The organism is Dyella lutea, assembly GCF_024158035.1.
Classification (GTDB): Bacteria; Pseudomonadota; Gammaproteobacteria; order Xanthomonadales; family Rhodanobacteraceae; genus Dyella_A; species Dyella_A lutea.
Window position 1 is genome coordinate 620119 of sequence record NZ_JAMZEK010000002.1, and the last position, 23147, is coordinate 643265.

The following is a 23147-nucleotide window of genomic DNA, read 5'->3' on the forward strand; positions in this document are numbered from 1 at the left end:
TCAGTCGGCCGGGATCGTGCGGAAGCGCACCAGCACCAACTCGCCACTACCCTCCAGCCGCAAGCGCTGGCCCGTCCCGGAAGGAAGCCAGGCCGGTACGTCGGTGGCAAGCTCCCAGTCCGACGTGCCCAGTTGCACCGTGGCGCGGCCAGCAAGCAGCCATGCCAGCCAGCCCTGGCCGGTCGTGGGAAGCAGCATGGGGCCCTGCAGCGGGCGTGCGATCAGTTCGGCGCTTTCAGGGTGGTCGCGTTCCAGGCGGACGATGCGCGTGGGCTCGTGCAGATGCAGTGTCTGCCCTGGTTGCACGCCCGTCACCTGCAGTCGCAGCAGTTGTAGGCCATCGGCAGCATCCAGCGCCAGTGGCGCATCGAGGGTTGCGAGCTGGGTCGGGGCGTCGTCGCGAAACGCGGAATGGGTCCCGGGCCCGAGGTGCTGGAGATGCAGCCGCCATGGCGAAACGGCATGGCGATGATGGTCCGCCGAGGCCAGTTCGATGCCGGCCGTGTGGCCGCTGGGATCCGGCACTGCCGGCAGCGTGCGCAACGTGACCGGGCCGGCGTTCATGCCCAGGCGCGACGGGGCTCGCGGAACGGCGGGTAATAGGCGAACACGTGCGTGTTGCTGCCGTAGAAGTCCATGTCCTCGATGTGCTCGCCACCCAGTCGCTCGGCGACACGGTCGGAAGCTTCGTTGCCGATGCGGACCAGGCTGATCACGCGCCTGGCGTGCAGGGTGTTCCAGGCGAAGTCGAGGATGGCTGCACCAGCCTCGGTGGCATAGCCGTGGTGGCGATACTCGGGCTTGAGCATCCAGCCCATCTCCAGGTCCGGCCAGCCCTCGGGGTACATCAGCCCGGCGCGACCGAGGAACTCGCCGGTTTCCTTCAGCTCCAGCGCCCACATGCCGCAGCCGCGCAGTTGCCAGTGGCCCAGCAGCATCGCCAGCGAGCGCCAGGCGTTGGTGCGGTCCAGCGGCTGGCCGTCGCCGATCCAGCGGGTGCTCTCGGGGTCGGCTAGCATGGCGGCGTAGTCGTCGAAGTGCCGCTCGGTGAGCGCGGTCAGGCGCAGACGTGCCGTTTCGATGGTGGGGATGTTGGACATGGCCATTCGGTTTTCAGCGACCGCTATCCAGCAGTCGGCTGAGCGCTTGCGTACTTGAGGCCAGGGCGTCCTCCCAAGCCAAGCCCACGATTCTCTCACCTGTGATCGAATCCACAAAATCCTCCGCCTCGCCGGGCGGCAGCAGATGCCGATAGTCGACGGTCACCTCGGTACCGGCCGGCAGGTTGGCCAGCGCGAAGATGAAACCCAGATGCCAGAGGCCGGTGGGCGAGAAGCTGTGGTTGACGTAGCACTCGTCGGGCCAGTCCGGCGACACCGTGTAGCGGTCCTCGAACCAGCGTGCGCTGGCGTGGCGCAGAGCGGCGAGTTCCGGATGGTTTTCCAGTTCGTCGTGACGCCAGGTGCGGTCGATCGCGTCGGGCGCGGTGATGATGCTGCCGGCGCGAACCGCTTCGTCGAGGAACAGGCCCTGGCCGGCACCGCCAATGGTGGAGGCGGCTATGCGGTAACGCGGAAGGATCATGGAAAGCACGGCACTCGGGGCCCGGATCGGGCGCGGCGGAGTGTAGCGCAAGCGTGGCGGGCCGCCAGCGACCCGCCACGCCGCCCCATCCATGGGTCGGGGAGTCCCTTATGGGGGATTACTTGGCGCTGGCCTTGTGCTTTACCTTGGCGGCCTTGGCCGGCGCGCCGGCGGCATTGCCACTGAACTGGATGGCCTGCTGGTTGCGCTTGAGCGTGGCCGGGCCCATGCCCTTGACCTGGGCCAGGTCGTCCAACGTCTTGAACGGGCCATGCGCCTCGCGCCAAGCCACGATGGCCTTGGCTTTGGCCGCGCCCACGCCGTCGAGCGAGCTGGCGATGGTGGCCGCGTCGGCCTTGTTGATGTTGACCGGGGTGGCGGCGATGGCGGGCAGGGCGATGGCCAGCGCGAGGGTGGCGGCGAGCAGGGTGCGAAGCATGGCGTTTCCTCCGTGAAAGCGGGACAGGGGCCGAATCGGGCCGTGGAGCACTGTGCGCCAACCGCGGCAGCAGCGATGCCGGTGCGGACTGCATTCGGCCCCCGGGGCTGGCCGGCCGAGGCTGTGGGCATGCCCCGATGCTGTTGTCGGAGCCGGGAGGACACCGGGTGGGCGCTGTTACAATGGCAACCTTTGCCAGCATCACGGAGTTGCCGATGGATACCACCCGCCTTTCCCGTTTCGTCAGCGGCCTGTGGGACGACGAGATCGTGCCGCAGCTGGTGGAGTACATCCGCATTCCCAACAAGTCGCCGATGTTCGACAAGGACTGGGTCGCCCACGGCTACATGGACCAGGCCGTGGAGCTGATGTCGAGCTGGGCCCGCGGCAAGCTGGCCGCGTTACCCGGCGCCACGCTGGAGGTGGTGCGGCTGGAAGGGCGCACGCCGCTGATCTACATCGAGGTGCCGGGCGAGGGCGACGACACCGTCGTGCTCTACGGCCATCTGGACAAGCAGCCGGAGATGACCGGCTGGGCCGACGACCTCGGCCCGTGGAAGCCGGTGATCAAGGGCGACAAGCTGTATGGCCGCGGTGGCGCCGACGACGGCTACGCGATCTTCGGTTCGCTCGCCGCGCTGCTGGCGCTGCGCGAGCAGGGCATCGCGCACAGCCGCTGCGTGATCCTCATCGAGGCCTGCGAGGAGTCCGGCAGCTACGACCTGCCGTATTACGTGGACCACCTGGCCGAGCGCATCGGCAACCCGTCGCTGGTGGTCTGCCTGGATTCGGGCTGCGGCAACTACGACCAGCTGTGGCTCACCACCTCGCTGCGCGGCATGACCGGCGGCGAGCTGACCGTGCAGGTGCTGGACGAGGGCGTGCATTCGGGTGACGCCTCCGGCGTGGTGCCGTCGAGCTTCCGCATCCTGCGCGAACTGCTGTCGCGGCTGGAAGATCCGGCCACCGGCAAGATCCTGCCGCAGGAGCTGTACGTGGACATCCCCGCCGAGCGCATCGCGCAGGCCAAGGCCTCCACCGAAGTGCTGGGCACGGCGATCTACGACAAATTCCCGTTCGTCGAGGGCATGCAGCCGGTCACCGACGACCTGGTCGAGCTGGTGCTCAACCGCACCTGGCGCCCGCAACTGGCGGTGACCGGCGCCGGCGGCCTGCCGGCGCTGGAGAGTGCCGGCAACGTGCTGCGCCCGCAGACGGCGCTGAAGCTGAGCCTGCGCGTGCCGCCGACGCTCAACGGTGCCAAGGCCGGCGAATTCGTCAAGCAACTGCTGGAGAAGGACCCGCCGTACGGCGCCAAGGTTAGCTTCAAGGTGGAGAAGGACGGCAGCGGCTGGAATGCGCCGCAGCTCTCGCCGTGGCTGGCCGAAGCGGTGAAGGAGGCCTCCGAGCACTACTTCGGTGCGCCGGCGGCGTACATGGGCGAGGGCGGCTCCATTCCGTTCATGGGCATGCTGGGCGAGAAATTCCCGCAGGCGCAGTTCCTCATTACCGGCGTGCTCGGTCCGCACTCCAACGCCCACGGCCCGAACGAGTTCCTGCACATTCCCACCGGCAAGAAAGTGTCGATGGTGGTGGCCGAAGTGGTGGCCAGGCACTACGAAAAGCAGGGCAAGTAAGCGTGTCCGGGACGGTCGATCCGGCTGCGCTTGCCGCCAACCTGGCGGCGGTGCGCGCGCGGGTCGACGCGGCCTGCCTTGCGGTTGGCCGCGATCCCGCCGGTGTGCGGGTGCTGCCGGTCAGCAAGACCTTCGATGCCGAGGCGGTGCGTGCGGCGTTCGCGCTGGGCGAGCACCGCTTCGGCGAGAACCGCGTGCAGGAAGTGCGCGAGAAGGCGCCGCAGCTCGCCGACTGCGCCATCGAGTGGGTGATCATCGGCCCACTGCAGACCAACAAGGCCAAGGACGTGGCGCGTCTCGCGCACGAGGTGCAGACGCTGGACCGGATCGAACTGGCCGAGGCGCTGGATCACCGTCTGCAGATCGAGGGCCGCGCCATCGATGCGCTGGTGCAGGTGAAGACCTCGCCGGAAGAAAGCAAGCACGGCCTCGCTCCGGCGGAGCTGTCCGCCCTGCTGGCCGACCTGCGCCGCTTCGACACGTTGCGCGTGCGCGGCCTGATGACCATGGCCACGCATACCGACGACGAGACCGAGGTGCGCCGCTGCTTCCGCCAGCTGCGCGAGCTGCGCGATGCGATGGCGGCCGCGGGACACGATCTGCCGCGGCTGTCGATGGGCATGAGCGGCGACTTTGCCCTGGCCATCGCCGAAGGCGCGACCGAGGTGCGCATCGGCAGCGCGATCTTCGGCGCGCGGCCGGCCATGGCCGGCTGAGCCGCGTTTCTGCGACCCGCACCGCGAATCGCGGGGGGGAATGCTGACCTCCGGGGTTTAGTTAACCCCAATCCAACAAACCCGTCAGCCCGCTTTGATAGCTTTCGCCAGCTGTCCCCGGTCCGCGTGTTGCTGGTCGGGATTCCGACCTTCCGCGAGGGGCTCTCCCGCATGACGATCAAGCCGCTGACCGCGCTCGCTGCGATGGCCATCGCCATGTTCGCCGCTCCGGTGCATGCCGCCGACGCCGCGGTCCCGACACCGTCGATGACCCCGGTGGTCGCTCCGCTGACCCAGGTATTGCCGCTGCCCGACCCTGCCTCGAAGCTCGCACTGGCGGTGCTGCCCACCGACCCGTCGGCCCTGCTTGCTGCCAGCGATGACCGCACCACGAATGCCGGCACGGAAGCGACCAGCCTGCGCCAGTCGCTGATCGGCCTGGCCATGGCCTTGCGCCATATCCGCTACGTCCGCGGCGGGCGTACCCCGTCGACCGGTTTCGACTGCAGTGGCTTCGTGCACTACGTGTTCGCCCAGGCCGTCGGCATGAACCTGCCGGCCAATGCTGCCGCGCAGTTCCTCGCCGGGCTCAAGGTCAACCGCAAGGACATGCGGCCGGGTGACCTGGTGTTCTTCCGCACCGCCGGTCGGCGCGGTCGCATCTCGCACGTGGGCATCTATCTCGACAACGGCCGGTTCATCCACTCGCCCTCGCACGGGCAGACCGTGCGTGTGGACAATCTGGCCGATGCCTACTGGGCCCGGCACTTCGCCGGTGCCGCGCGCCCCGAAGGGCTGGCCGATATCAGCCCCGTGCCCGGCAAGAGCTGAGCCACGATCCAAAGCATGATCCGACAGAGCCGCCGCATGGCGGCTTCTTTTTGCCTGCGGTCGGGGCGCCGTTGCCCCGACTCGGGCCAGGGTGTTGTGCCCTGTCGCCCGGCCCCCATCTCATCGGTCTGTACCCGCCACTCCCGAGGAGCCCCTGCGATGCCGTTGTCGACCCTGCTGGACCTGCCCGGCGTGACCGCCCGGCCGGAGGCCGCGACCCATGGCTACGTTTTCAATCACACCATGATCCGGGTGAAGGACGTCGCGGCCTCGCTGGACTTCTACACCCGGGTGCTCGGCTTCACGCCGGTGCACCGGCAGGTGTTCGAGGAGGCGAAGTTCACCATCTACTACCTGATGCTGCGTGCCGACCGCGCGGCGATCCCCGACGACGACGCCGAGCGGCTGGAGTGGGTGCTGGGCCAGCCCGGCGTGCTGGAGTTGACCCACAACCATGGCACCGAGGACGACCCGGCGTTCCACTACCACGACGGCAACGGCGAGCCGCGCGGCTTCGGACACCTGTGCGTGTCGGTGCCGGACGTGCATGCCGCCTGCGAGCGCTTCGAGGCGCTGGGCGTGCCGTTCCAGAAGCGCCTGGCCGATGGGCGCATGAAGCACATCGCCTTCATCAAGGATCCGGACGGTTACTGGATCGAGATCCTGCAGCCGGCGCGTTTCGTCGGCTGAGTCCGGAACCGCCGCGGCGTGGCGCGGTCCGTGCCACGCCCGTCCCCCGACTGGAAACCCATCGATGCCCCTCGCGCTTGCCCCGGTGACCCGGAACTTGCTGATCGCCAACGTGGCGATCTTCCTGTTGCAGATGGTGATGCCCGGCATCGCCGGCTGGCTGGCGCTGTGGCCGCTGGGTAGCGGGTACTTCGAGCCGTGGCAGATCGTCACTGGCGGATTCCTGCACGGCGGCTTCGCCCACATCGCGTTCAACATGCTGGCGCTGTACATGTTCGGCAGCCAGATCGAGCGGCTGTTCGGCTCGCGCCAGTTCACCGTGTACTACTTCACCTGCCTGGTGGTGTCCTCGCTGCTGCAACTGGTGGTGCTGCGCTGGTTCATGCACGACTTCCAGACGCCGACGGTGGGCGCGTCCGGGGCGATCTTCGGCCTGCTGCTCGCCTTCGGCATGTTCTATCCGCACGAGAAGGTCTACTTCATCCTGCTGCCGATCCCGATGCCGGCCTGGCTGTTCGTGATCCTCTACGGCGGGCTGGAGCTTTTGTCGGGCGTATTCGGCTGGATGCCGGGCGTGGCGCACTTCGCCCATCTCGGCGGCATGCTCGGCGGCTGGGTGCTGATCCAGTACTGGCGCGGCAAGCTGCCGATCAAGCCACGGCGACGGTTGATGTGGTGAGGTTTCGCCGGGACACGAAAAAGGCGGCCGGGTGGCCGCCTTTTTCGTGGTGCACGGACGGATCGCTCAGCGCAGCGCGAGGAAGTCCGCGCTGACCACGAAGCGCACCGCATCCAGCCGCAGGCGTGCCTTGGGCAGCGCGTCGAGCAGGGCGTTGCGCTCGGCCTGCACCAGGGCGATCTCGGCCGCGCTGATCGACGGGTTCACCGCCCGCAGCGCCTGCAGCCGGGCCAGGTCGGCGTCCAGCGTCTCACCGGCCAGCGCTGTGGCTTCGGCCACCCGTTCCTGCGCCTGCGCGGCGGCGACGGCTTCGGCTTTCTCCAGCATCGGCGGCACCAGCTTGTTGAGGAACTTGCGGTAGCGAGCCACCTCGATGTTGCGGTCGGCGGCCTTGCGCAGCGCGATCTCGCTGGGCTGGAAGTCGGGTCGCTCGGCCAGCCGGGTGTCGATGGTCACCGGCAGCGGCAGCACCGGCAGGAAACGCTCGGCGTCCAGTGCGCGGTCGGCCACGCACTCGAGCACGAACACTGCCTGCAGCAGGGCGCTGCGTGGCCCCAGCGCGTCGTCCACCATGAACGCGGCATTGCCCTGTTCGCCGGACAGCACCAGGTCCATTGCGCCGAGCACCAGCGGATGGTCCAGCCGCAGTAGCGGCAGCTCTTCGCGGGCCAGCGCGGTGTCGCGGTCGAAGGTGACCGAGATCGGGCCTTCCGCGAAGCCGGGCAGGGCATCGGTGGACAGGTACTGCGGATCCAGCAGCAGCACCTTCGGACCCAGCTCCTCGGCGTGGATGCCGAACTGCTCCAGCAGGCGCTGGATGAAGGTGTCGCGGGCCGGGTCGATGTCCTCGCGACGGAACGCCTGGGCCAGTTCCTCGGCGTGCAGGTCGCGGCTGGCGGCCAGTTCCAGCAGGTGGTCGCGGCCCTCGCGGATCAGCGCGGCGAGTTCCTCGTGGCTGGCGCGGGTCTCGGCGATCAGCACGTCCAGCTCCTGGTCGCGGCCGTCGGCGCTGCGCGCGTGCTCGTCGGCCAGCCGCGCCAGCGGCTCGCCGTAGCGGCGCAGCAGCTCGCGGCCATCGGACGGGCTGACCCGGAAGGCATCCAGGCCCTCGTCGTACCAGCGAGCCAGCACATGCTGCGCACTGCCTTCCACGGCCAGCACGTGGATCGCGATGTCGTGACGCTGGCCGATGCGGTCCAGTCGGCCGATGCGCTGCTCGAGCAGGTCCGGGTCCAGTGGCAGGTCCCACAACACCAGGTGGTGGGCGAACTGGAAGTTGCGGCCTTCCGAGCCGATCTCCGAGCACAGCAGCAGGCGCGCGCCGTCCGGCTGGGCGAAGAACGCCGCGTTGCGGTCGCGCTGCACGATGCCCAGGCCCTCGTGGAAGCGGGCGATGCCGGCACCGGTGCGCGTGCGCAGGGCTTCCTCCAGCGCCAGCACCTTGGCCTGGCTGCGGCAGATCAGCAGGAACTTGGCCTGCGGGTGCGCTTCGAGCAGGTCGACCAGCGCCTGCAGCCGCGGGTCCTCGGCGTAGTCCAGCGTGAGCGCCGGCGGCGGCTGCTGGATGTCGGCGTGGAACTCGGCCAGCAGCGCCTGGCGCTGGCTGTCGTCCAGCATGTCTGCATCGAGCAGGTGCCACGCCGGCACGCGCTGCGGAAAGCCGCCGATGCCGGCGCGGCGGTTGCGGAACATCGCGCGGCCGGTGCCGTGGCGGTCGATCAAGGCGGCGAGGATGGCGCGGGCGTGCTCGGGTGCCAACGTCTCGGCCAGCTTGCCGGTGAGCTCGGCGTCGTCGGCCAGCACGCTGGCCAGCAGGCTGCGGTCCTCCACGGTGAGCGGCAGGCCCTGGGTCAGCCGGTCGGCCACCTGCGACAGCGCCTGGAAGCCTTCGGATTCGGCCAGGTAGGCGTCCAGGTCGCTGTAGCGTTGCGGGTCGAGCAGGCGCAGGCGGGCGAAGTGGCCGCTGCGACCGAGCTGCTCGGGCGTGGCGGTGAGCAGGATCACGCCCGGGGTCTTGGCGGCGAGCTGCTCGACCAGGCTGTAGCGCGGGCTGGCCGCTTCCGGGGTCCACTCCAGGTGGTGCGCCTCGTCCACCACCAGCAGGTCCCAGCCGGCGTCCATGAGCTGCTGCGCCCGCTTGGGCGAGGACGCCAGGAAGGCGAAGTCGGCGATCACCAGCTGCTCGTCCTCGAACGGGTTGCTGCCCGGCTCGGACTGCTCCAGTGCCTCGCAGCGCTCCTCGTCGTAGATCGCGAAGCTGAGGTTGAAGCGGCGCAGCAGCTCGACGAACCACTGGTACACCAGCGTGTCCGGCAGCAGCACCAGGGCGCGCGACGCGCGGCCGGTGGCGAGCTGGCGGGCGAGGATCATGCCGGCCTCGATGGTTTTCCCTAAGCCCACCTCGTCGGCCAGCAGCACGCGGGGCGGCCGGCGCGCAGAGGCGATGCCGGCCACGCGCAGCTGGTGCGGGACCAGTCCGACACGTGCCGCACCCAACCCCCAGCTCGGCGAGCGGCGGGCCTCGGCGCGCCGGCGCAGCGCATCGAGGCGCTGCTCGAAATGGGATACCGGATCGGTGCGGCCGCCGATCAGGCGGTCGTCGGCCTGGCTGACGGCCTGCTCGTCGTCGAGCTGGCCTTCCTCCATCTCGCGACCCTCGCCGCGGTACACCAGCAGGCCCTCGCGCACGTCCACGCGCTCGACCAGAAAGGAGATCCCCTTGCCGGCGATGCGCTGGCCGGGACGGAATTCGGCGCGCACCAGCGGCGCGGACTCCATCGCATACGGCCTGAGCACGCCGGCCTTGGCGAACAGCACCTGCACGCTGCGCCCCTGGACGCGCAGCACGGTGCCGAGGCCGAGCTCCGGCTCGGCAGTGGAGATCCAGCGTTGACCGGGTACGAACATTGAGAAACCGCGCATCGATAAAGGGCGCCGATTATCCGCCCCTTGTCGCGTGCAGGGAACAGCGGAACGCGTCCAGGGACGGTTCGATCAACCCCGGCGCAGGCGGCATGATGTCCAGAAGGCCTGCAGCGGGGCGCCTGCGGTGCCGCCTGAGCCGTCCCTCCAGGCGAGGCGCGCCGGGCGACGCGAAGACCTTCCGCACATCACCTCCTCCGGGAATTCAAACCGCAGAGGCCGGTGACCCCTGCGCCGGGATTGATCGGGCCCTCCTCAGGTCTGCGACCACTCGCGCAGCAGGTTGTGGTAAACGCCGGTGAGCTGCAGCACCGCGACCTCGTCGCCGCCGGCCGCCCGCAGTCGCGAGATGGCCTGGTCCAGCTCGAGCAGTGTGCGCCGGTGCGCCAGGTCGCGGACCAGGCTCTGGATCCAGAAGAAGGCTGCCAGTCGCGCGCCGCGGGTGACCGGGGTGACCCGATGCAGGCTGCTGGACGGGTAGAGGATGGCGTCGCCAGCGGGCAGCTTCACCGCGTGCTCGCCGTAGGTGTCGCTGACCACCAGCTCGCCGCCGTCGTAGTCTTCCGGTTCGTTGAGGAACACCGTGCAGGACACATCGCTGCGCAGCTGGCTGCCATCGGCCAGCGCCATCACTGCCCCGTCCACGTGGAAGCCGTACTCGCCGCCGCCCTGATAGCGGTTGAAGCGGGGTGGCAATTGACGCGCCGGCAGCGCGGCGGCGTGGAACAGTGGATGCCGGGCCAGCGCCGCCTGCACCACCGCGCCCAGTTCATGGCGCAGCGGCGAGCTGTCCGGCAGCTGCTCGTTGCGCTTGACCCGGGCGCCCTGGGCACCGACGGTCTCGCGACCATCGGTCCAGTCGGCCGCTTCCAGCGCCTGTCGCAAATGGACGACCTGCGCTGCGCTCAATACGCCGGGAAGGTGCAGAAGCATGGGGGGCCTCGTCCGGATCAGAAGCGGAAATTGACGGTCAGCATCGCCGAGCGCGGTGCACCCGGGGTATAGCGGTAGCCGCTCTTGTTGATCGCGGCGACGTAGGAGCGGTCGAACAGGTTGTAGAGGTTCAACTGCAGGTCGAGGTGCTTGCTCACCGGGTAGCTGGCCATCGCGTCGACCACCCAGTAGGCATCGGCGTAGGCGGGTGTGCCGATCGCGCCGTCGCTGCCGCGCTTGAGCTTGCCCGAGTAGCGGGCGCCGCCACCGACGGTCAGGCCGAACGGCAGGTGGTAGGTGGTCCACGCGGTGAACGCGCTCTTCGGGGTGTAGGCCAGTGCATCGGAGCCGTCTTCGGCCACCGCGGCGCCGTTCTGCACGGTCGCGTCCATCGTGGTGAGGCCGGCGCTGACTGCCCAGTTCCTGGTGATCTCGCCGACCGCGGTCAGCTCCACGCCCTGCACCTGCTTTTTGCCGATCTGGTAGTAGACCGAGGTGTCGACCGGGTCCTGCACCAGCTCGTTGCTCACCGTGGTGCGATACAGCGCGCCGGTGACCAGCAGGCGGCCGTCGAGCAGGTTCCACTTGCTGCCCAGTTCGATCGTGCGGGCCTTCTGCGGATCGAGGTTGGGGTTGTCCAGGCTGTTGGCCGAACCGCTCAGGGTGAGCGTGCTGCCGCCCGGGGGCTCCTGCGACTGCGCGAGGTTGAGGTAGACGCTGCTGTTGGTCGTCGGCTTGTACAGCACGCCGAGTTTGTAGTTGGGCAGGGTGCCGCGCTTGCGGGCATCCACGCCGGGCACGATGCTGCCCGCCGGCAGGCTGCCGCAGGCCGGGCCGCGACGTCCGCCACAGACCACCATGCTGGAGAAGTCGGTGCCGTAGCGATCCAGTCGCGCGCCGGCGTTGACCTGCCAGTGCCGGCCGAATTTCAACGTGTCGAACAGGTAGGCGGCCACGGTGTTGGTCTTGCCGGAGCTGTACGCACCGTTGCGTGCATACCGCAGGCCGCCGACGCCGGCATCGGGGTGGTAGAGATCGGCCGCCGGCCAGGTGCTGCCGTCGATCGTGGCGACGCCGATCGTGGTGGCCTTCTCCTGCGACAGCTCGACGCCGGCGCTGAGGTCCTGCGCCACGGTGTCGCCGTCGAAGTGCGCGGTGACATTGGTCTGATTGGCCAGGATGCGGTTGGCCTGGTGCTTGAACGTCGGGTTGCTGCGGGCGACCGTCCAGGTCGACGGATCGGCCGGGTCCGGGGTGAGCAGGTTGGCCGCCGAGGCCATGAACGAGGTCAGCAGGTAGTCCTGCCGGGTGCGGCCCCAGCGGGTGGTGTTGCTCAGCGCCACGTCCGGTGAGACGTCGTGCTGCACGATCGCGGTGAACATGTCCGCGGTGACGTCGTCGTGGTCCTGCGAGGTGCCGTAGAAATTGCCCGGGTCGACCTTCGGCGCGTCACCGATGAAGGGGCGGGACGGGTCTGGGCTGGTGTAGCCGGGCAGGCCGATGGTGGAGACACCGCCGTCGGGGACGTTGGTCTGCTTCACGTGCAGCGCATCCAGATAGACCCGGGTCGGGGTGCCGATGCCGAAGGCGAGCGAGGGCGCGACGCCCGAGCGGTCGTTCTTCACCCGGTCGCGGCCCGGCACGCCGCTGTTCTGGCCCATCACGTTGAGGCGGAAGGCCGAATGCTCACCGGTCTGCTGGTTCCAGTCGGCGGTGCTGCGCCTTTGCTGGCCGCTGCCGTAGGAGACCGAAGCCGTCACGCCTTGGCCCAGCTCCGGCTGCTTGCTGACCAGGTTGACCGCGCCGGTGGGGGCGGTGCGGCCGTACTCGGTGCCGTCCGGTCCCTTGGTCACTTCGACCTGCTCGATGTTGAACACGTCGCGCGAGATCGAGCCGAGGTCGCGCACACCATCGACGAAGATGCTGCCGGAGGTGTCGAAGCCGCGCATGTAGATGGCGTCGCCGGTGCTGGTCGAGCCGTTCTCGCCGACGTAGAACGTGCCCACGCCGGGACTGTTGCGCAGCGCCTCGGTCAGCGTGGTCGCGCCCTGTTCCTGCAGCAGCTCCTTGCTGATCACGGCGATGGTCTGCGGCGTGTCCAGCAGCGGCTGGGTGAACTTGGGCGAGGACAGCGTATCGACGCGATAGTCCGGCGCGCGGTTGGCCTCGACCTTGAGGCCGGGCAGGGTGCGGGCCTGGGCGATCTGCGCGTCGGTGTCGACGGCGCCGGCGGTCTGGGCGACCGCCATGCCGGCGAGCAGAGCGGCGGCGGTGGGAAGGGTGTGCTTGCGCGCGGTGATGAAAGCCATGCCAATGTCCTTGTTGCTTCGGTTCGCCGGTCCGGTTGGCTGCTGCGGGCAAGGCGTCGCCGTCCGATGAACTCATCGAGGAGGCATCGGAGACCGGGGCGGTGTGGTGCGCTGGCGACCGTGGAGCGGGCTGTGCGCGGATGCCTCCATGTTATCTAAATGAGAATGATTTGCAACAATATTCGTAATGATGACAAAGAAAAGGCCCCGCACTCGCGTGCGGGGCCGTGTGGCTCAACCAGGCCGGGCCGTGGCCCGGTGGGGAATTACCAGATCTTCACCTGCTGGTCGCCGGAGCGGACCATCGGATCGGTCGGCTTGCACTGGAACGCGGTGGCGAACGCCGGCATGTTCGACGGCGCGCCGATCGCACGCAGCGAGGCCGGGGCATGCGGATCGGTGTTCAGGCGCAGCAGCGCTTCCTTCTCGCGGATGTTGCCGCGCCACACGCGGGCCCAGTTGAGGAAGAAGCGCTGGTCCTCGGTGTAGCCGTCGATCTTCTTGCCGGCTTCCTCCGGATGCTGCTTCAGCGCCTGCTGCAGGGCGTCGTAAGCCACGTTCAGGCCGCCCAGGTCGGCGATGTTCTCGCCCAGCGTCAGCTTGCCGTTGACGTGCGCGTCCGGTTTGTCCTTGATCGGTGTGTAGGCGTTGAACTGTGCCACCAGCTTGTCGGTGCGGGCGTCGAACTTGGCGCGGTCTTCCTTGGTCCACCAGTTCACGTTGTTGCCGGCGCCATCGAACTGGCTGCCCTCGTCGTCGAAGCCGTGGCTGGCCTCGTGGCCGATCACCGCGCCGATGCCGCCGTAGTTGATCGCGTCGTCCGCCTTGGCGTCGAAGAACGGCGGTTGCAGGATCGCGGCCGGGAAGTTGATCGTGTTGTCGGTCGGGTTGTAGTAGGCATTGACCGTCTGCGGGGTCATGCCCCATTCCTTGCGGTCGGTCGGCTTGCCGATCTTGTCCACGTCGTAGCGGTAGTTGAACTTGCCGGCTGCCATCACGTTGGCATAGAAATTGTCAGGCGTGATCGACAGGCCGTCCCAGCTGCGCCACTTGTCCGGATAGCCGATCTTCGGCAGGAAGGTGTTCCACTTGGCGATCGCCTTTTCCTTGGTCTCGGCGCTCATCCAGTCGAGGTTCTCGATGCGCGCCTTCAGCGCGTTGCGCACGTTGTCGACCAGCTCCTGCGCACGCGCCTTGGCATCCGGGGTGAACTCCTGCTTGACGTACAGCTCGCCCAGCGCCATGCCCATCGCACCGTTCACCGTGCCCAGCACGCGCTTCCACAGCGGCTTCTGCTGTGGCTGACCGGAGAGCGTCTTGCCGTAGAAGTCGTACTTGTTGTCCTGGAAGGCGGTGCTCAGGTACGGCGAGGCGTCGTCGATCACGTGGAAGCGCAGGTAGGCCTGCCACTGGGCCACCGGGGTCTTGGCCAGAAGATGGTCGAACTCGGCGAAGAACTGCGGCTGCGACAGCGAGAAGCCCTTGTCGATGGTCACGCCCTGGTCCTTGAAGAACTGCTCCCAGTGGAAGTGCGGGGTGACCTTGTCCGCCTCGTTCACGCTGACGAAGTGGTACTGGTTCGACGGCTCGCGCAGATCCACCGGCGCCAGCGACGCCTTGGCCAGCTCGGTCTCGAAGGCCATCACCTGGTCGGCCTGCTTTTTCGCGTCGGCCTCGGACACGCCGGTCAGCTGCAGCGTCTTGGCGATGTAGTCGAGGTAGGCCTTGCGCTCGTCGGCGTGCTTCGGATCGAGGTAGTAGTCCTTCGTCGGCAGGCCCAGGCCGCTCTGGAAGGTGTAGCCGATCTGCGTCTCGGCGTGCTTGAAGTCGGCACCGGCGCCGAACGCGAACACCTGCTGGTCGCCGTCGGCGAAGCTCTTCATCAGGTAGTCGGCGACTTCCTTGCCGTTCTTCAGGCCGGCGATCGCCTCGAGCTTGGGCTTGATCGGATCGAAACCGGCCTTGTCGCGGGCGGCTTCGTCCATGCCGGACTGGTACAGGTAGCCGATCTTCTGCTCAATCGAGCCGGCCGGCGCGCTGGCGGCGTTCTTGGCGGCGTTCTCGACGATCTCGTGCTGGGTGTTGAGGCTGTCCTCGGCCAGCTTGTCAAAGGCGCCCCAGCGGGTGCGGTCGCTCGGGATCGGGTTGGCGGCCACCCACTTGGCGTTGACGAAGGTGTTGAAGTCCTGGCAGGCCTCGTTGGCCGGGCCGAGTTCACTCACGTCGAAGACGCTCTTGTTTGCCGGTGCGGCCGCGGTGGCCGCTGTAGCGGCCTTGGCCGGAGCGGCCGGGGCCGGCGTGGCGGCCTGCTCATGCTTGCCGCACGCAGTGAGGGACAGGGTGAGCGCCAGCGCAAGCGCGGTCGGCTTCAGGAAGGAATGGGACATGGATATCTCTCTGGCGGAAACGGGACCCGGTCGGAAGACCGGAAAAGACAGCCGCCCCGTCGTACCGCCGGGAAGCGGTCCGACGGGACGGCAAGGGCGATTACCAGATCTTCACCTGCTGGTCGCCGGAGCGAACCATCGGATCAGTCGGCTTGCACTGGAACGCGGTGGCGAAGGCCGGCATGTTCGACGGCGCGCCGATCGCGCGGAATTTCTCCGGCGAATGCGGGTCGGCGTTGAGATAGACCATCTGCGCCTTGTCGCGGATCGAGCCACGCCACACGCGCGCCCAGTTGAGGAAGAAGCGCTGGTCCTCGGTGTAGCCGTCGATCTTCTTGCCGGCTTCCTCGGGGTGGTTCTTCAGCGCGGTCTGCAGCGCGTCGTAGGCGATGTTCAGGCCACCCAGGTCGGCGATGTTCTCGCCCAGGGTCAGCTTGCCGTTGACGTGCAGGTCCGGGTGGCTGGGGATCGGCGCATAGGCGTCGAATTGCTTGACCAGCTTGTCGGTGCGGGCATCGAACTTGGCGCGGTCTTCCTTGCTCCACCAGTTCTCGTTGTTGCCGTCGCCATCGAATTGGCTGCCCTGGTCGTCGAAGCCGTGGCTGGCCTCGTGGCCGATCACCGCGCCGATGCCGCCGTAGTTGATCGCGTCGTCCGCGTTCGCATCGAAGAACGGCGGCTGCAGGATCGCGGCCGGGAAGTTGATCGTGTTGTCGGTCGGGTTGTAGTAGGCATTGACCGTCTGCGGGGTCATGCCCCATTCCTTGCGGTCGGTCGGCTTGCCGATCTTGGCGATGTCGTAGTCGTAGTTGAACTTGCCCGCCGCTTCCATGTTGGCGTAGTAATCGCCCTTGCTGATGGTCAGGCCGTCCCAGCTGCGCCACTTGTCCGGGTAGCCGATCTTCGGCAGGAACTTGGACCACTTGTCCAGCGCCTTGGCCTTGGTCTCGGCGCTCATCCAGTCGAGATTCTCGATGCGGGTCTTCAGCGCATTGCGCACGTTGTCGACCAACTTCTCGGCGCGCTCCTTGGCCTCCGGCGGGAAGTACTTGGCGACGTACAGTTCGCCCAGCGCCATGCCCATCGCGCCGTTGACCGACCCCAGCGCCAGCTTCCACTGCGGCTTCTGCTGCGGCTGGCCGCGCAGGGTCTTGCCGTAGAAGTCGAACTGCGTGTCGACGAACGGCTGCGACAACGCGGAGGCCGCGCCGGAGATCGTGCGGGCCTTGAGGTAGGCCTTCCACTCGGCCAGCGGAGCCTTGGCCAGCAACTGGTCGAACTCGGCGAAGAACTTCGGCTGCGACAGCGAGAAGCCCTTGTCGACCGTGACGCCCTGCGCCTTGAAGAAGCCGTTCCAGTTGAAGTGCGGGGTGACCTTGTCCGCCTCCTTCACCGTCACGAAGTGATACTGGTTCTTCGGATCGCGCATCTCCACGCGCGGCACCGAGTGCGCGGCCAGCTCGGTTTCGAACTTCACCGCCAGGTCGGCCTGCTTTGCAGCATCGGCAGGCTTGTCACCGGTCAGTTCGAACAGCTTGGCGAGGTACTTCACGTAGGCGTCGCGCAGGTCCTTCTGCTTCGGGTTGCTGTAGTAGTCGGGCGTGGGCAGGCCCAGGCCACCCTGCTCGGCGTAGCCGATCTGGATCTTGGCATCCTTGAAGTCGGCGCCGGAGCCGAATCCGAACACCGCACCGTCGCCCTTGGCGAAGGACTGGTTGAGCCAGGCAGGCAGGTCCTTGTTCGACTTCAGCGCATCGATGCCGGCCAGGTCCGGCTTGATCGGGTCGAAGCCGGCCTTGTTGCGTGCGTCCATGTCCATCGCGGAGGAGTACAGCCAGCCGATCTTCTGTTCGATCGAGCCGGCCTTGGCACTGTCGGCGTTCTTGGCGGCGTCCTCGACGAGCTGGTGCTGGTCGGCCAGGCTCTTTTCGTAGAGCACGTTGAACGAGCCCCACGAGGTCTGGTCGGCCGGGATCGGGTTGGCGGCGATCCACTTGGCATTGACGAAGGTGTTGAAGTCCTGGCAAGCCTCGCTGGACGGACCCAGTTCGCCGACGTCGAACACGCTCTTGGGCGCGGCCGGGGCGGCGGCCTTGGCGACCGTTGCGGCCTTGGCCGGTGCGGTCTCGGCAGGCTTGGCCGCTTCCTCGTGCTTGCCACAGGCCGAGAGCGAGAGCGCGAGGCTGACGCCGAGCGCCAGCGGTTTCAGGAACGGCTTGGTCATGGGATTCCCTCTGTGGATGATCCGTGTACGGATGGAACGGAAAACGGCGGGCCCGCCGACGTCGGACCGCCGGGCATGACTCTCGACGCTAGGTCAAGAGTCATGGTCCAGACAGTGTCAAAGGTCAGGGGTGGGGGAGGCGGCCGCCCGGGCGTCGAGGCCGGCGCCGCGCAGCGTGTGCAGCTGGCTGGGGTCGAGCCGGAGGACGGGGTAGGCGCCCACGGCCTGCGCCGCATGCCAGGGCGAGCGGCGGTAGAACCAGTCCAGCCGCTCGCGCGGACTGGCGGCAAATGCCGGGTCGGTGGCGAGCCGTTGCTGGAACTGGGTCGCCAGCGCCGGGTCGCGGGCCAGCATGTCGTGGGCGAGTCTTTCCAGCACTCGGGGTTCACCGTACTCCTTGGCCTCGAACACGGCATCCAGATAGCCCCAGCGCAGCAGCGAGTCGGGCGCCTGTGGTTCCAGCAGCTCAATGGCGACATTGGCCGCGCGCTGGTCCATCGGCACGATCACCGAGCCCGGCGGGAGGGTGACGGTGCGGGTGGCCGGCGTCGCATCCACCGAGCGCAGCATGTGATGGCCTTCGAACGGCGACGCGCCCCAGACCGGATGGTCGAGCTGGTAGCCGCCGGCGGTCAGCGTGACCGCGTGGTCGAGCCGCTGCATGGCGATGCCGTGGGCGACGAGGCGATCGATCACCGCCGTCCACTGCGCCGGCACCGCGTAGGCGGCCGGCGGCGCGATCGACAGGTCCGGCAGCAGCGTGTTCCAGTTCGGGATGGTCCAGGTGCGCGGCTTGCCGGGGTCGTAGTGGATCCAGCCCGCCCCCGAGATGTCGCTGGGCGTGACGGTGAACGCGTAGCCCCTGAAGATGTAGGGCGTGGATTGGGGCGACAGCTTGAAGGTGAGCGGCACGCGCGCATCGGGTTGGCCCGCCCGGGCGATCACGCGCGCGTCGGCGACGGCATCGGCGGCCAGCAGGGATGTCGGATCGGCATCGATCCGCGCCAGCAGCAACTGCACCAGGTCGTAGACGGCGCGCACGCGTACCGCGTACGGCTTGAGCATGTGCGTCTCGATCAGCAGTGCGGGACGGTTCTGCAACGCGGCGTAGCCGGTGGAGAAGCGCGGGCCGGAGCCGAAGTTGGCAATGCCCTTGGTCGGATCGCGGCCGTCCTTGAATTCAAGGTAGATCGAGGCGAGGTGGCCGCGCTTGTCATAGGCTGGCAGCGTCTTGCCCATCAGCGCCTGCTGCCACGCGGCGACGCCGGGATCGAGCTTGTGCGGGTCTTCGGTGTACCAGGTCAGGTCGTAGGGATAATCCGCGCCGTCGGTGGTGTGCACGTCGATCAGGAAGTCCGGCAGCCAGCGCTGCCAGAGCTTCAGCCAGGCGCGCATCTCCGGCGCATCGGCCTTGATGTAGTCGCGGTTGAGGTTGAGGTACTGCGACTGGCCGCGAAAGCCCTGCCTTTCCGGCCCGTTCTGGTTGATGCGGTGGTACGGCGAGGTGTTCTCGTGCCCGTCCACGCTGAACACCGGGATGTACACCAGCACCACGTGGTCAAGCAGGTGGGGCCACTTGCCGGCGACGGCGATATCGCGCAGCAGCATCAGGCCGGCGTCCTTGCCCTCGATCTCGCCCGGGTGGATGCCGGCCTGCAGCAGCACTACGGCCTTGTGCGCGGCGCGCACGGCGGCCGGGTCGAACGTGCCGTCGCCACTGGCGATCACCGCGGTCATCGGACGGCCTTCCGGCGTGGTGCCGAAGGTCACCAGCTTCAGCTTGTCCGGCGCGGCGCGCTGCAGGCGGTCAAGGTAGCCGATCGTATCGGCATAGCTTGGCGTGTTGCGGAAGTGCGTCGCCTCCGCGGGCGTGGTCCAGTCGGTGGCACGGGCGCCTAGTGCGGCGAGGCCGAGCAGGCCGGCGAGGATCGGTCGGAGCATGAGGCGTCCTGGGTGAGAGCGATATCGGCTGGACTATAGGAGCGCACCCCGTGCGCGACCGCTTGGTGGCGGCACCACGGAATGCAATGTCGCCCATGCGCCAACGCCAACCGGTCGCGCGCAGGGTGCGCTCCTACAGCGGAAGGGGGCGGCTGGCGGGCAGGGTGTCCGGTGCCACGGCGCCGCCGGAGATGATGAAGGCCATCGCCTGGTCCATGCTCCAGTCGGTCGGTGTCAACTCGTCCACCGGGACCACTACCAGATAACCGCCGGTCGGGTTCGGCGTGGTCGGGATGTAGACCGCCGCCATCTCGCGGCCACTGCCTTCCTCGGTCATCACCCGGGTGACGAAGCCGGCCACCTTCATGCCGGGGCGGGGAAAGTCGATCAGCACCACGCGCTGGGTATTGGAGGGCTTCTGCTGCAGCACCGCCATCAGCTTCTTGGTGCCGCCATAGATGGTCTGCACCAGCGGGATGCGGGTGAGCAGGCCGTCGAAGGCATCGATCAGGCGACGGCCGACCATGCGGCTGGCCAGCCAGCCCACCGTGTACAGCCCGAGCAGGGTCAGCACCAGCGCCATGATCGCCAGCACCCAGCCATGGTCCAGCGCCGCCGCCGCATCCGGAGCAGCCAGGCCGAGCGCGCGGCGCACCAGGGTGGCCATCGGCGCGCCGACCCCGGCGAGCACGCCGAACACGAACTTGAACACCAGCCAGGTCACCCACAGCGGCAGGAAGGTGAGCAGGCCGGTCAGGACATAACGTTTGACGCGGAGCGGTCGCATGGATCATTCCTCGGACGGGATCACGCCGGATTGTAGGGCGGCACGCGGCTGTGATTTTTCCGCCGCGCCAGCGAATCATCCCCGTGAGACTACCGCCGACCCGTACCGATGACCCGTCCCGACCCCGACCGCTTCCAGAGCCTGCTTCGCGAACACCAGGGCATCGTGCTCAAGGTCGCGGCGATCTACGCGCCGCATGCCGAGGATCGACGCGACCTGGCGCAGGAGATCGGCCTGCAGGCCTGGCGGTCGTTCGGCCGTTACGACCCGGCCCGCGCGAAGTTTTCCACCTGGCTCTACCGGGTGGCGTTGAACGTGGCGATTTCCCACCTGCGCCGTGGCGAGGCGGTGCAGGGCGCGAAGCTGGAGCCGCTCGATGTCCACCACCTGGAAACCGTAGCCGGCGAGCCGGCGCCCGAGCCGGACGGTCGGATCGCCGAGCTGCACGCCTTCATCGCCCGGCTCGACCCGCTCAACCGGGCGCTGATCGTGCTGTACCTGGACGAGCGCTCCTACGCCGAGATCGCCGAGATCCTCGGCATCAGCGAGACCAACGTGGCCACCAAGATCGGCCGCATCAAGCAGACCCTGCGCGGCCGGATGACCGCCGCGATCCCCACCGGAGCATGAGCATGGAACTGGATGAGATGAAGCAGGCCTGGCAGGTGCTGGACCAGCGTCTGGCGCGGCAGCAGACGCTGTCCCTGCAGCTGTATCGCGACAGCGGGATGGAGCGTGTGCAGCGACGACTGCGGCCGCTGGCCTGGGGCCTGGTGTTTCAGCTGCCGCTGGGCATCGCGTTGATGCTGTGGGGGATCAGCTTCTGGTCCGGGCATCGGGGCGACGTACGCTCCATCGCCTGCGGTGTCGCCATGCAGGTGTTCGGCACGCTGGCGGTGATCGTTGCGGCGCGGACACTGGCGTTGGTGCAGGGCATCGACTATGCCGCGCCGGTGCTGGATATCCAGCGGCGCATCGCCGATCTCCGAGCATGGCGGGTCAAGGTGGAGGCGCCGGTGTTCGCGGTGCTGGGCAGCATGATCTGGATTCCCGCCCTGCTGATGCTCGCGCAATACGCGGGCGACCGCGCCGGCGTGAGCCTGTGGGACCACGTCCGTCCCGGGTTCGTGACGTGGCTGGTGCTGTCGGCGGTGATCTCGCTGGCGGTGGTTGGCGTGGCCTACCTCGTGTTGCGTCGCCTGGGGCTGCTGCGGTGGCTGGCGAACCAGGCCGCCGGCCAGGCGGTGCAACGGGCGGAGGCCGAGCTGGATGCGGTGATCCGCTTCGAGCGGGAAAACGGCTGATGCGTTCTCCCGCCCCTCGGGCGTGCGGCCCGTGCCGCACGCGCACCGGGCCCTCTTCGCTGCAGGCGGGCCGGCTGGGATCGCCCCTTCGCAGGCGATGGCGTCGGGACTGCGGTGGATCTCAGGGGCAGGGCGTCGCGGACTGCGGCAGGTATGCCGACGCCGCCCGGATCGCCAGCCATACTCCGCGGAAGCGCTGCACATGCAGCGCTGGGCAGGCGCGGGCCTCGGCTTCGGTCCTGGGGTAGGTCACCACCACACCCTGCGGGTGCGCCACTGCCCACCGCCGCAGCGCCACCGGACCGGCGGCCTCGTCGATTCGCCGGGTCAGCCGGCCGGCGAAGGTGAACTGGCCGTTGTAGCCCTCGTTGTTGAAGATCGGCCGATGCTCCGCCTCGGCTCTCGCCAGCACTGCGGAGGCCTCGCGCAGGTCGAAGGCGTGCCACCAGGTCAGGGTGAACAGGGTGTTGATCGCCAGCACGCCGAGCAGGGCCGAGAGCACGATCTTCTCCAGCTCCGCCCCGCGGGTGGCGAGCAGCGCGGCCAGCAGCACGAACAGCCCGCCGAAGCCGCGGCTGTGGGTGGCGAAGGAATGCAGCATCGGCGACTGCACCACGCCGCGTGCCACCAACGTGGGCAGCGCCAGCAGCCCGATCCCCAGCAGCAGGGTGAACAGGGCCAGCGGCCACGGCCCGAGTCCGCGCGGGCTATTCGACGGGGCGTACGCCAGCGCTGCCGCCAGCAGCAGGGCAAAGCCGGCGTACTCGGGCAGCAGGTAGTACGCCTGCTTGCCGGACACCAGCGAAAAGCCGAGCAGCACCGGCGCCAGCCAGGCGGCGAGGAAGCGCAGGCCGTCGTCCCGATTCAGCGGCAGCGCGACGATGCCGAGCCAGGGGCGCGGCCACAGCACGAACGGGAACACCAATGCCGGCAGCACCGGCAGGTACCACCAGAGCGGTTGCCGGTGTGCGAACGCATCGACCACCCGCCCAGCGGTCTGGTGGAACAGCAACTGCTGTCGATAGACCTCGCCACCCACCGCGCTGGCGCCAAGCGCCCAGGCCAGCAGCACGGCCAATGCAGCCAGCACCGCCAGCGCACCGGTGGCGTACCAGCGTGCACGGTAGCGCGATGCCCACGGCTGCCACAGCGGGCCGAGCAGCCACGGCAGCCCGGCATGCAGCAGCATCACCGGTCCCTTGGCCAGCAGCCCGAGCGCCACGGCGACAGCGAATCCGGGAAGGTTCGGTCGTTCCTCGCCGGGGCCGGGGCGCAGTGCCAGCAGGGCCGCCAGTACGCAGTCGGCGAGCAGCACCTCGTACATCGACTGCAGCCCGAACTCGAACGCGTAGCTGAAGCTCATCAACAGTAGCGGCGCGGCATACGCGATTGCTGCTTGCGCCGGGAACAGCCGCCGCGCGAGCCGGATGCACAGCAACAACTGGACTGCGCCGAGCAGCACTTCGAGCAGGCGCGGCCAGCCATCGCTCACGCCAACGAGTGCCCAGCCGGCGTGGATCAGCCAGAACAGCAACGGCGCCTTGTCGCTGTAGGGCGCCCCGTTGAGGTAGGGCACCAGGAAGCTGTGCCGCTGCCACATCTCCCACGCCACTGCGAGGGTGCGGGTGGAGTACATCGGCACCGGACCGTGCTGGAAGATCGCCACCAGCGCCACGGCGAACCACAGCGCCAGCCATCCGGCCAGGCGGCGGTTCGACGGGAAGGCAGGGGCCGGCGACGCCGGGCCTGCATGCGAACGCACCG

The 23147-nt window shown here is 68.4% G+C and carries 19 protein-coding genes; 7 read left to right on the top strand and 12 right to left on the bottom strand.

The window, feature by feature from the left end:
* The 4 genes from NC595_RS10255 to NC595_RS10270 all read right to left on the bottom strand — a co-directional run bounded on the left by NC595_RS10255 (position 1) and on the right by NC595_RS10270 (position 2023).
* Positions 1-564 (bottom strand): hypothetical protein, encoded by a 564-nt coding sequence (locus NC595_RS10255; RefSeq protein WP_253566214.1) that lies wholly within the window; start codon positions 562-564, stop codon positions 1-3.
* Positions 561-1100 carry a GNAT family N-acetyltransferase gene (locus tag NC595_RS10260; RefSeq protein ID WP_253566215.1) on the bottom strand — a complete coding sequence of 180 codons (540 nt, stop codon included), beginning with the start codon at positions 1098-1100 and terminating at the stop codon, positions 561-563. The genes NC595_RS10255 and NC595_RS10260 overlap by 4 nt, the downstream gene beginning before the upstream one ends.
* Before the next feature lie 13 nt (positions 1101-1113).
* Entirely contained in the window at positions 1114-1584 is a 471-nt protein-coding gene (locus NC595_RS10265; RefSeq protein WP_253566216.1) for an SET domain-containing protein-lysine N-methyltransferase, read from the bottom strand.
* A gap of 118 nt (positions 1585-1702) precedes the next feature.
* Positions 1703-2023: a ComEA family DNA-binding protein gene (locus tag NC595_RS10270; protein ID WP_253566217.1), complete on the bottom strand. Its 321-nt coding sequence runs from the start codon at positions 2021-2023 to the stop codon at positions 1703-1705.
* 215 nt (positions 2024-2238) lie between these two features.
* Here NC595_RS10270 and NC595_RS10275 point away from each other — a divergent pair, with 215 nt between their 5' ends.
* From NC595_RS10275 to NC595_RS10295, 5 genes are all read left to right on the top strand, one after another.
* On the top strand, positions 2239-3660 hold the full coding sequence (locus NC595_RS10275; protein WP_253566218.1) for a M20 family metallopeptidase: 1422 nt from the start codon (positions 2239-2241) through the stop codon (positions 3658-3660).
* Positions 3661-3662: 2 nt separating this feature from the next.
* Positions 3663-4376, top strand: a complete 714-nt coding sequence (locus NC595_RS10280) for a YggS family pyridoxal phosphate-dependent enzyme (RefSeq protein ID WP_253566219.1) — start codon at positions 3663-3665, stop codon at positions 4374-4376.
* 171 nt (positions 4377-4547) lie between these two features.
* Positions 4548-5207, top strand: a complete 660-nt coding sequence (locus tag NC595_RS10285) for a C40 family peptidase (protein ID WP_253566220.1) — start codon at positions 4548-4550, stop codon at positions 5205-5207.
* A gap of 159 nt (positions 5208-5366) precedes the next feature.
* On the top strand, positions 5367-5897 hold the full coding sequence (gene gloA, locus NC595_RS10290; RefSeq protein WP_253566221.1) for a lactoylglutathione lyase: 531 nt from the start codon (positions 5367-5369) through the stop codon (positions 5895-5897).
* 64 nt (positions 5898-5961) lie between these two features.
* Entirely contained in the window at positions 5962-6576 is a 615-nt protein-coding gene (locus NC595_RS10295) for a rhomboid family intramembrane serine protease (RefSeq protein ID WP_253566222.1), read from the top strand.
* Positions 6577-6642: 66 nt separating this feature from the next.
* Here NC595_RS10295 and rapA read toward each other — a convergent pair whose 3' ends face one another.
* The 7 genes from rapA to NC595_RS10330 form a co-directional block, all read right to left on the bottom strand.
* Positions 6643-9483: an RNA polymerase-associated protein RapA gene (gene rapA / locus NC595_RS10300; protein WP_253566223.1), complete on the bottom strand. Its 2841-nt coding sequence runs from the start codon at positions 9481-9483 to the stop codon at positions 6643-6645.
* A 270-nt stretch (positions 9484-9753) separates the two neighbouring features.
* Positions 9754-10431, bottom strand: coding sequence for a Fe2+-dependent dioxygenase (locus NC595_RS10305; protein ID WP_253566224.1), 678 nt, complete (start codon positions 10429-10431; stop codon positions 9754-9756).
* A gap of 17 nt (positions 10432-10448) precedes the next feature.
* Positions 10449-12740: a catecholate siderophore receptor Fiu gene (locus NC595_RS10310; RefSeq protein ID WP_253566225.1), complete on the bottom strand. Its 2292-nt coding sequence runs from the start codon at positions 12738-12740 to the stop codon at positions 10449-10451.
* A 266-nt stretch (positions 12741-13006) separates the two neighbouring features.
* Positions 13007-15127: a M13 family metallopeptidase gene (locus tag NC595_RS10315; RefSeq protein WP_253566226.1), complete on the bottom strand. Its 2121-nt coding sequence runs from the start codon at positions 15125-15127 to the stop codon at positions 13007-13009.
* Positions 15128-15227: 100 nt separating this feature from the next.
* A complete protein-coding gene (locus NC595_RS10320) occupies positions 15228-17351 on the bottom strand; it encodes a M13 family metallopeptidase (protein WP_253566227.1) in 2124 nt (707 codons plus the stop codon).
* Between the two features lie 117 nt (positions 17352-17468).
* Positions 17469-19292, bottom strand: coding sequence for a M14 family metallopeptidase (locus NC595_RS10325; protein WP_253566228.1), 1824 nt, complete (start codon positions 19290-19292; stop codon positions 17469-17471).
* 133 nt (positions 19293-19425) lie between these two features.
* Positions 19426-20079, bottom strand: a complete 654-nt coding sequence (locus NC595_RS10330; RefSeq protein ID WP_253566229.1) for a DUF502 domain-containing protein — start codon at positions 20077-20079, stop codon at positions 19426-19428.
* Positions 20080-20187: 108 nt separating this feature from the next.
* On the opposite strand from NC595_RS10330, the gene NC595_RS10335 reads away from it, so the two are divergent.
* Positions 20188-20709 (top strand): RNA polymerase sigma factor, encoded by a 522-nt coding sequence (locus NC595_RS10335; RefSeq protein WP_253566230.1) that lies wholly within the window; start codon positions 20188-20190, stop codon positions 20707-20709.
* A 2-nt stretch (positions 20710-20711) separates the two neighbouring features.
* Entirely contained in the window at positions 20712-21383 is a 672-nt protein-coding gene (locus NC595_RS10340) for a hypothetical protein (RefSeq protein WP_253566231.1), read from the top strand.
* 121 nt (positions 21384-21504) lie between these two features.
* On the opposite strand, the gene NC595_RS10345 is transcribed toward NC595_RS10340, so the two are convergent.
* The gene (locus tag NC595_RS10345; RefSeq protein ID WP_253566232.1) at positions 21505-23145 is read right to left on the bottom strand and encodes a glycosyltransferase family 39 protein; all 1641 of its coding nucleotides are present in this window, start codon (positions 23143-23145) and stop codon (positions 21505-21507) included.
* Positions 23146-23147: the final 2 nt, after the last annotated feature.

Coding starts and splice junctions, on each gene's coding strand:
- NC595_RS10255 (WP_253566214.1), bottom strand. CDS start 564: ATGAACGCCGGCCCGGTCACGTTGCGCACGCTGCCGGCAGTGCCGGAT.
- NC595_RS10260 (WP_253566215.1), bottom strand. CDS start 1,100: ATGTCCAACATCCCCACCATCGAAACGGCACGTCTGCGCCTGACCGCG.
- NC595_RS10265 (WP_253566216.1), bottom strand. CDS start 1,584: ATGATCCTTCCGCGTTACCGCATAGCCGCCTCCACCATTGGCGGTGCC.
- NC595_RS10270 (WP_253566217.1), bottom strand. CDS start 2,023: ATGCTTCGCACCCTGCTCGCCGCCACCCTCGCGCTGGCCATCGCCCTG.
- NC595_RS10275 (WP_253566218.1), top strand. CDS start 2,239: ATGGATACCACCCGCCTTTCCCGTTTCGTCAGCGGCCTGTGGGACGAC.
- NC595_RS10285 (WP_253566220.1), top strand. CDS start 4,548: ATGACGATCAAGCCGCTGACCGCGCTCGCTGCGATGGCCATCGCCATG.
- gloA (WP_253566221.1), top strand. CDS start 5,367: ATGCCGTTGTCGACCCTGCTGGACCTGCCCGGCGTGACCGCCCGGCCG.
- NC595_RS10295 (WP_253566222.1), top strand. CDS start 5,962: ATGCCCCTCGCGCTTGCCCCGGTGACCCGGAACTTGCTGATCGCCAAC.
- rapA (WP_253566223.1), bottom strand. CDS start 9,483: ATGTTCGTACCCGGTCAACGCTGGATCTCCACTGCCGAGCCGGAGCTC.
- NC595_RS10305 (WP_253566224.1), bottom strand. CDS start 10,431: ATGCTTCTGCACCTTCCCGGCGTATTGAGCGCAGCGCAGGTCGTCCAT.
- NC595_RS10310 (WP_253566225.1), bottom strand. CDS start 12,740: ATGGCTTTCATCACCGCGCGCAAGCACACCCTTCCCACCGCCGCCGCT.
- NC595_RS10315 (WP_253566226.1), bottom strand. CDS start 15,127: ATGTCCCATTCCTTCCTGAAGCCGACCGCGCTTGCGCTGGCGCTCACC.
- NC595_RS10320 (WP_253566227.1), bottom strand. CDS start 17,351: ATGACCAAGCCGTTCCTGAAACCGCTGGCGCTCGGCGTCAGCCTCGCG.
- NC595_RS10325 (WP_253566228.1), bottom strand. CDS start 19,292: ATGCTCCGACCGATCCTCGCCGGCCTGCTCGGCCTCGCCGCACTAGGC.
- NC595_RS10330 (WP_253566229.1), bottom strand. CDS start 20,079: ATGCGACCGCTCCGCGTCAAACGTTATGTCCTGACCGGCCTGCTCACC.
- NC595_RS10335 (WP_253566230.1), top strand. CDS start 20,188: ATGACCCGTCCCGACCCCGACCGCTTCCAGAGCCTGCTTCGCGAACAC.
- NC595_RS10340 (WP_253566231.1), top strand. CDS start 20,712: ATGGAACTGGATGAGATGAAGCAGGCCTGGCAGGTGCTGGACCAGCGT.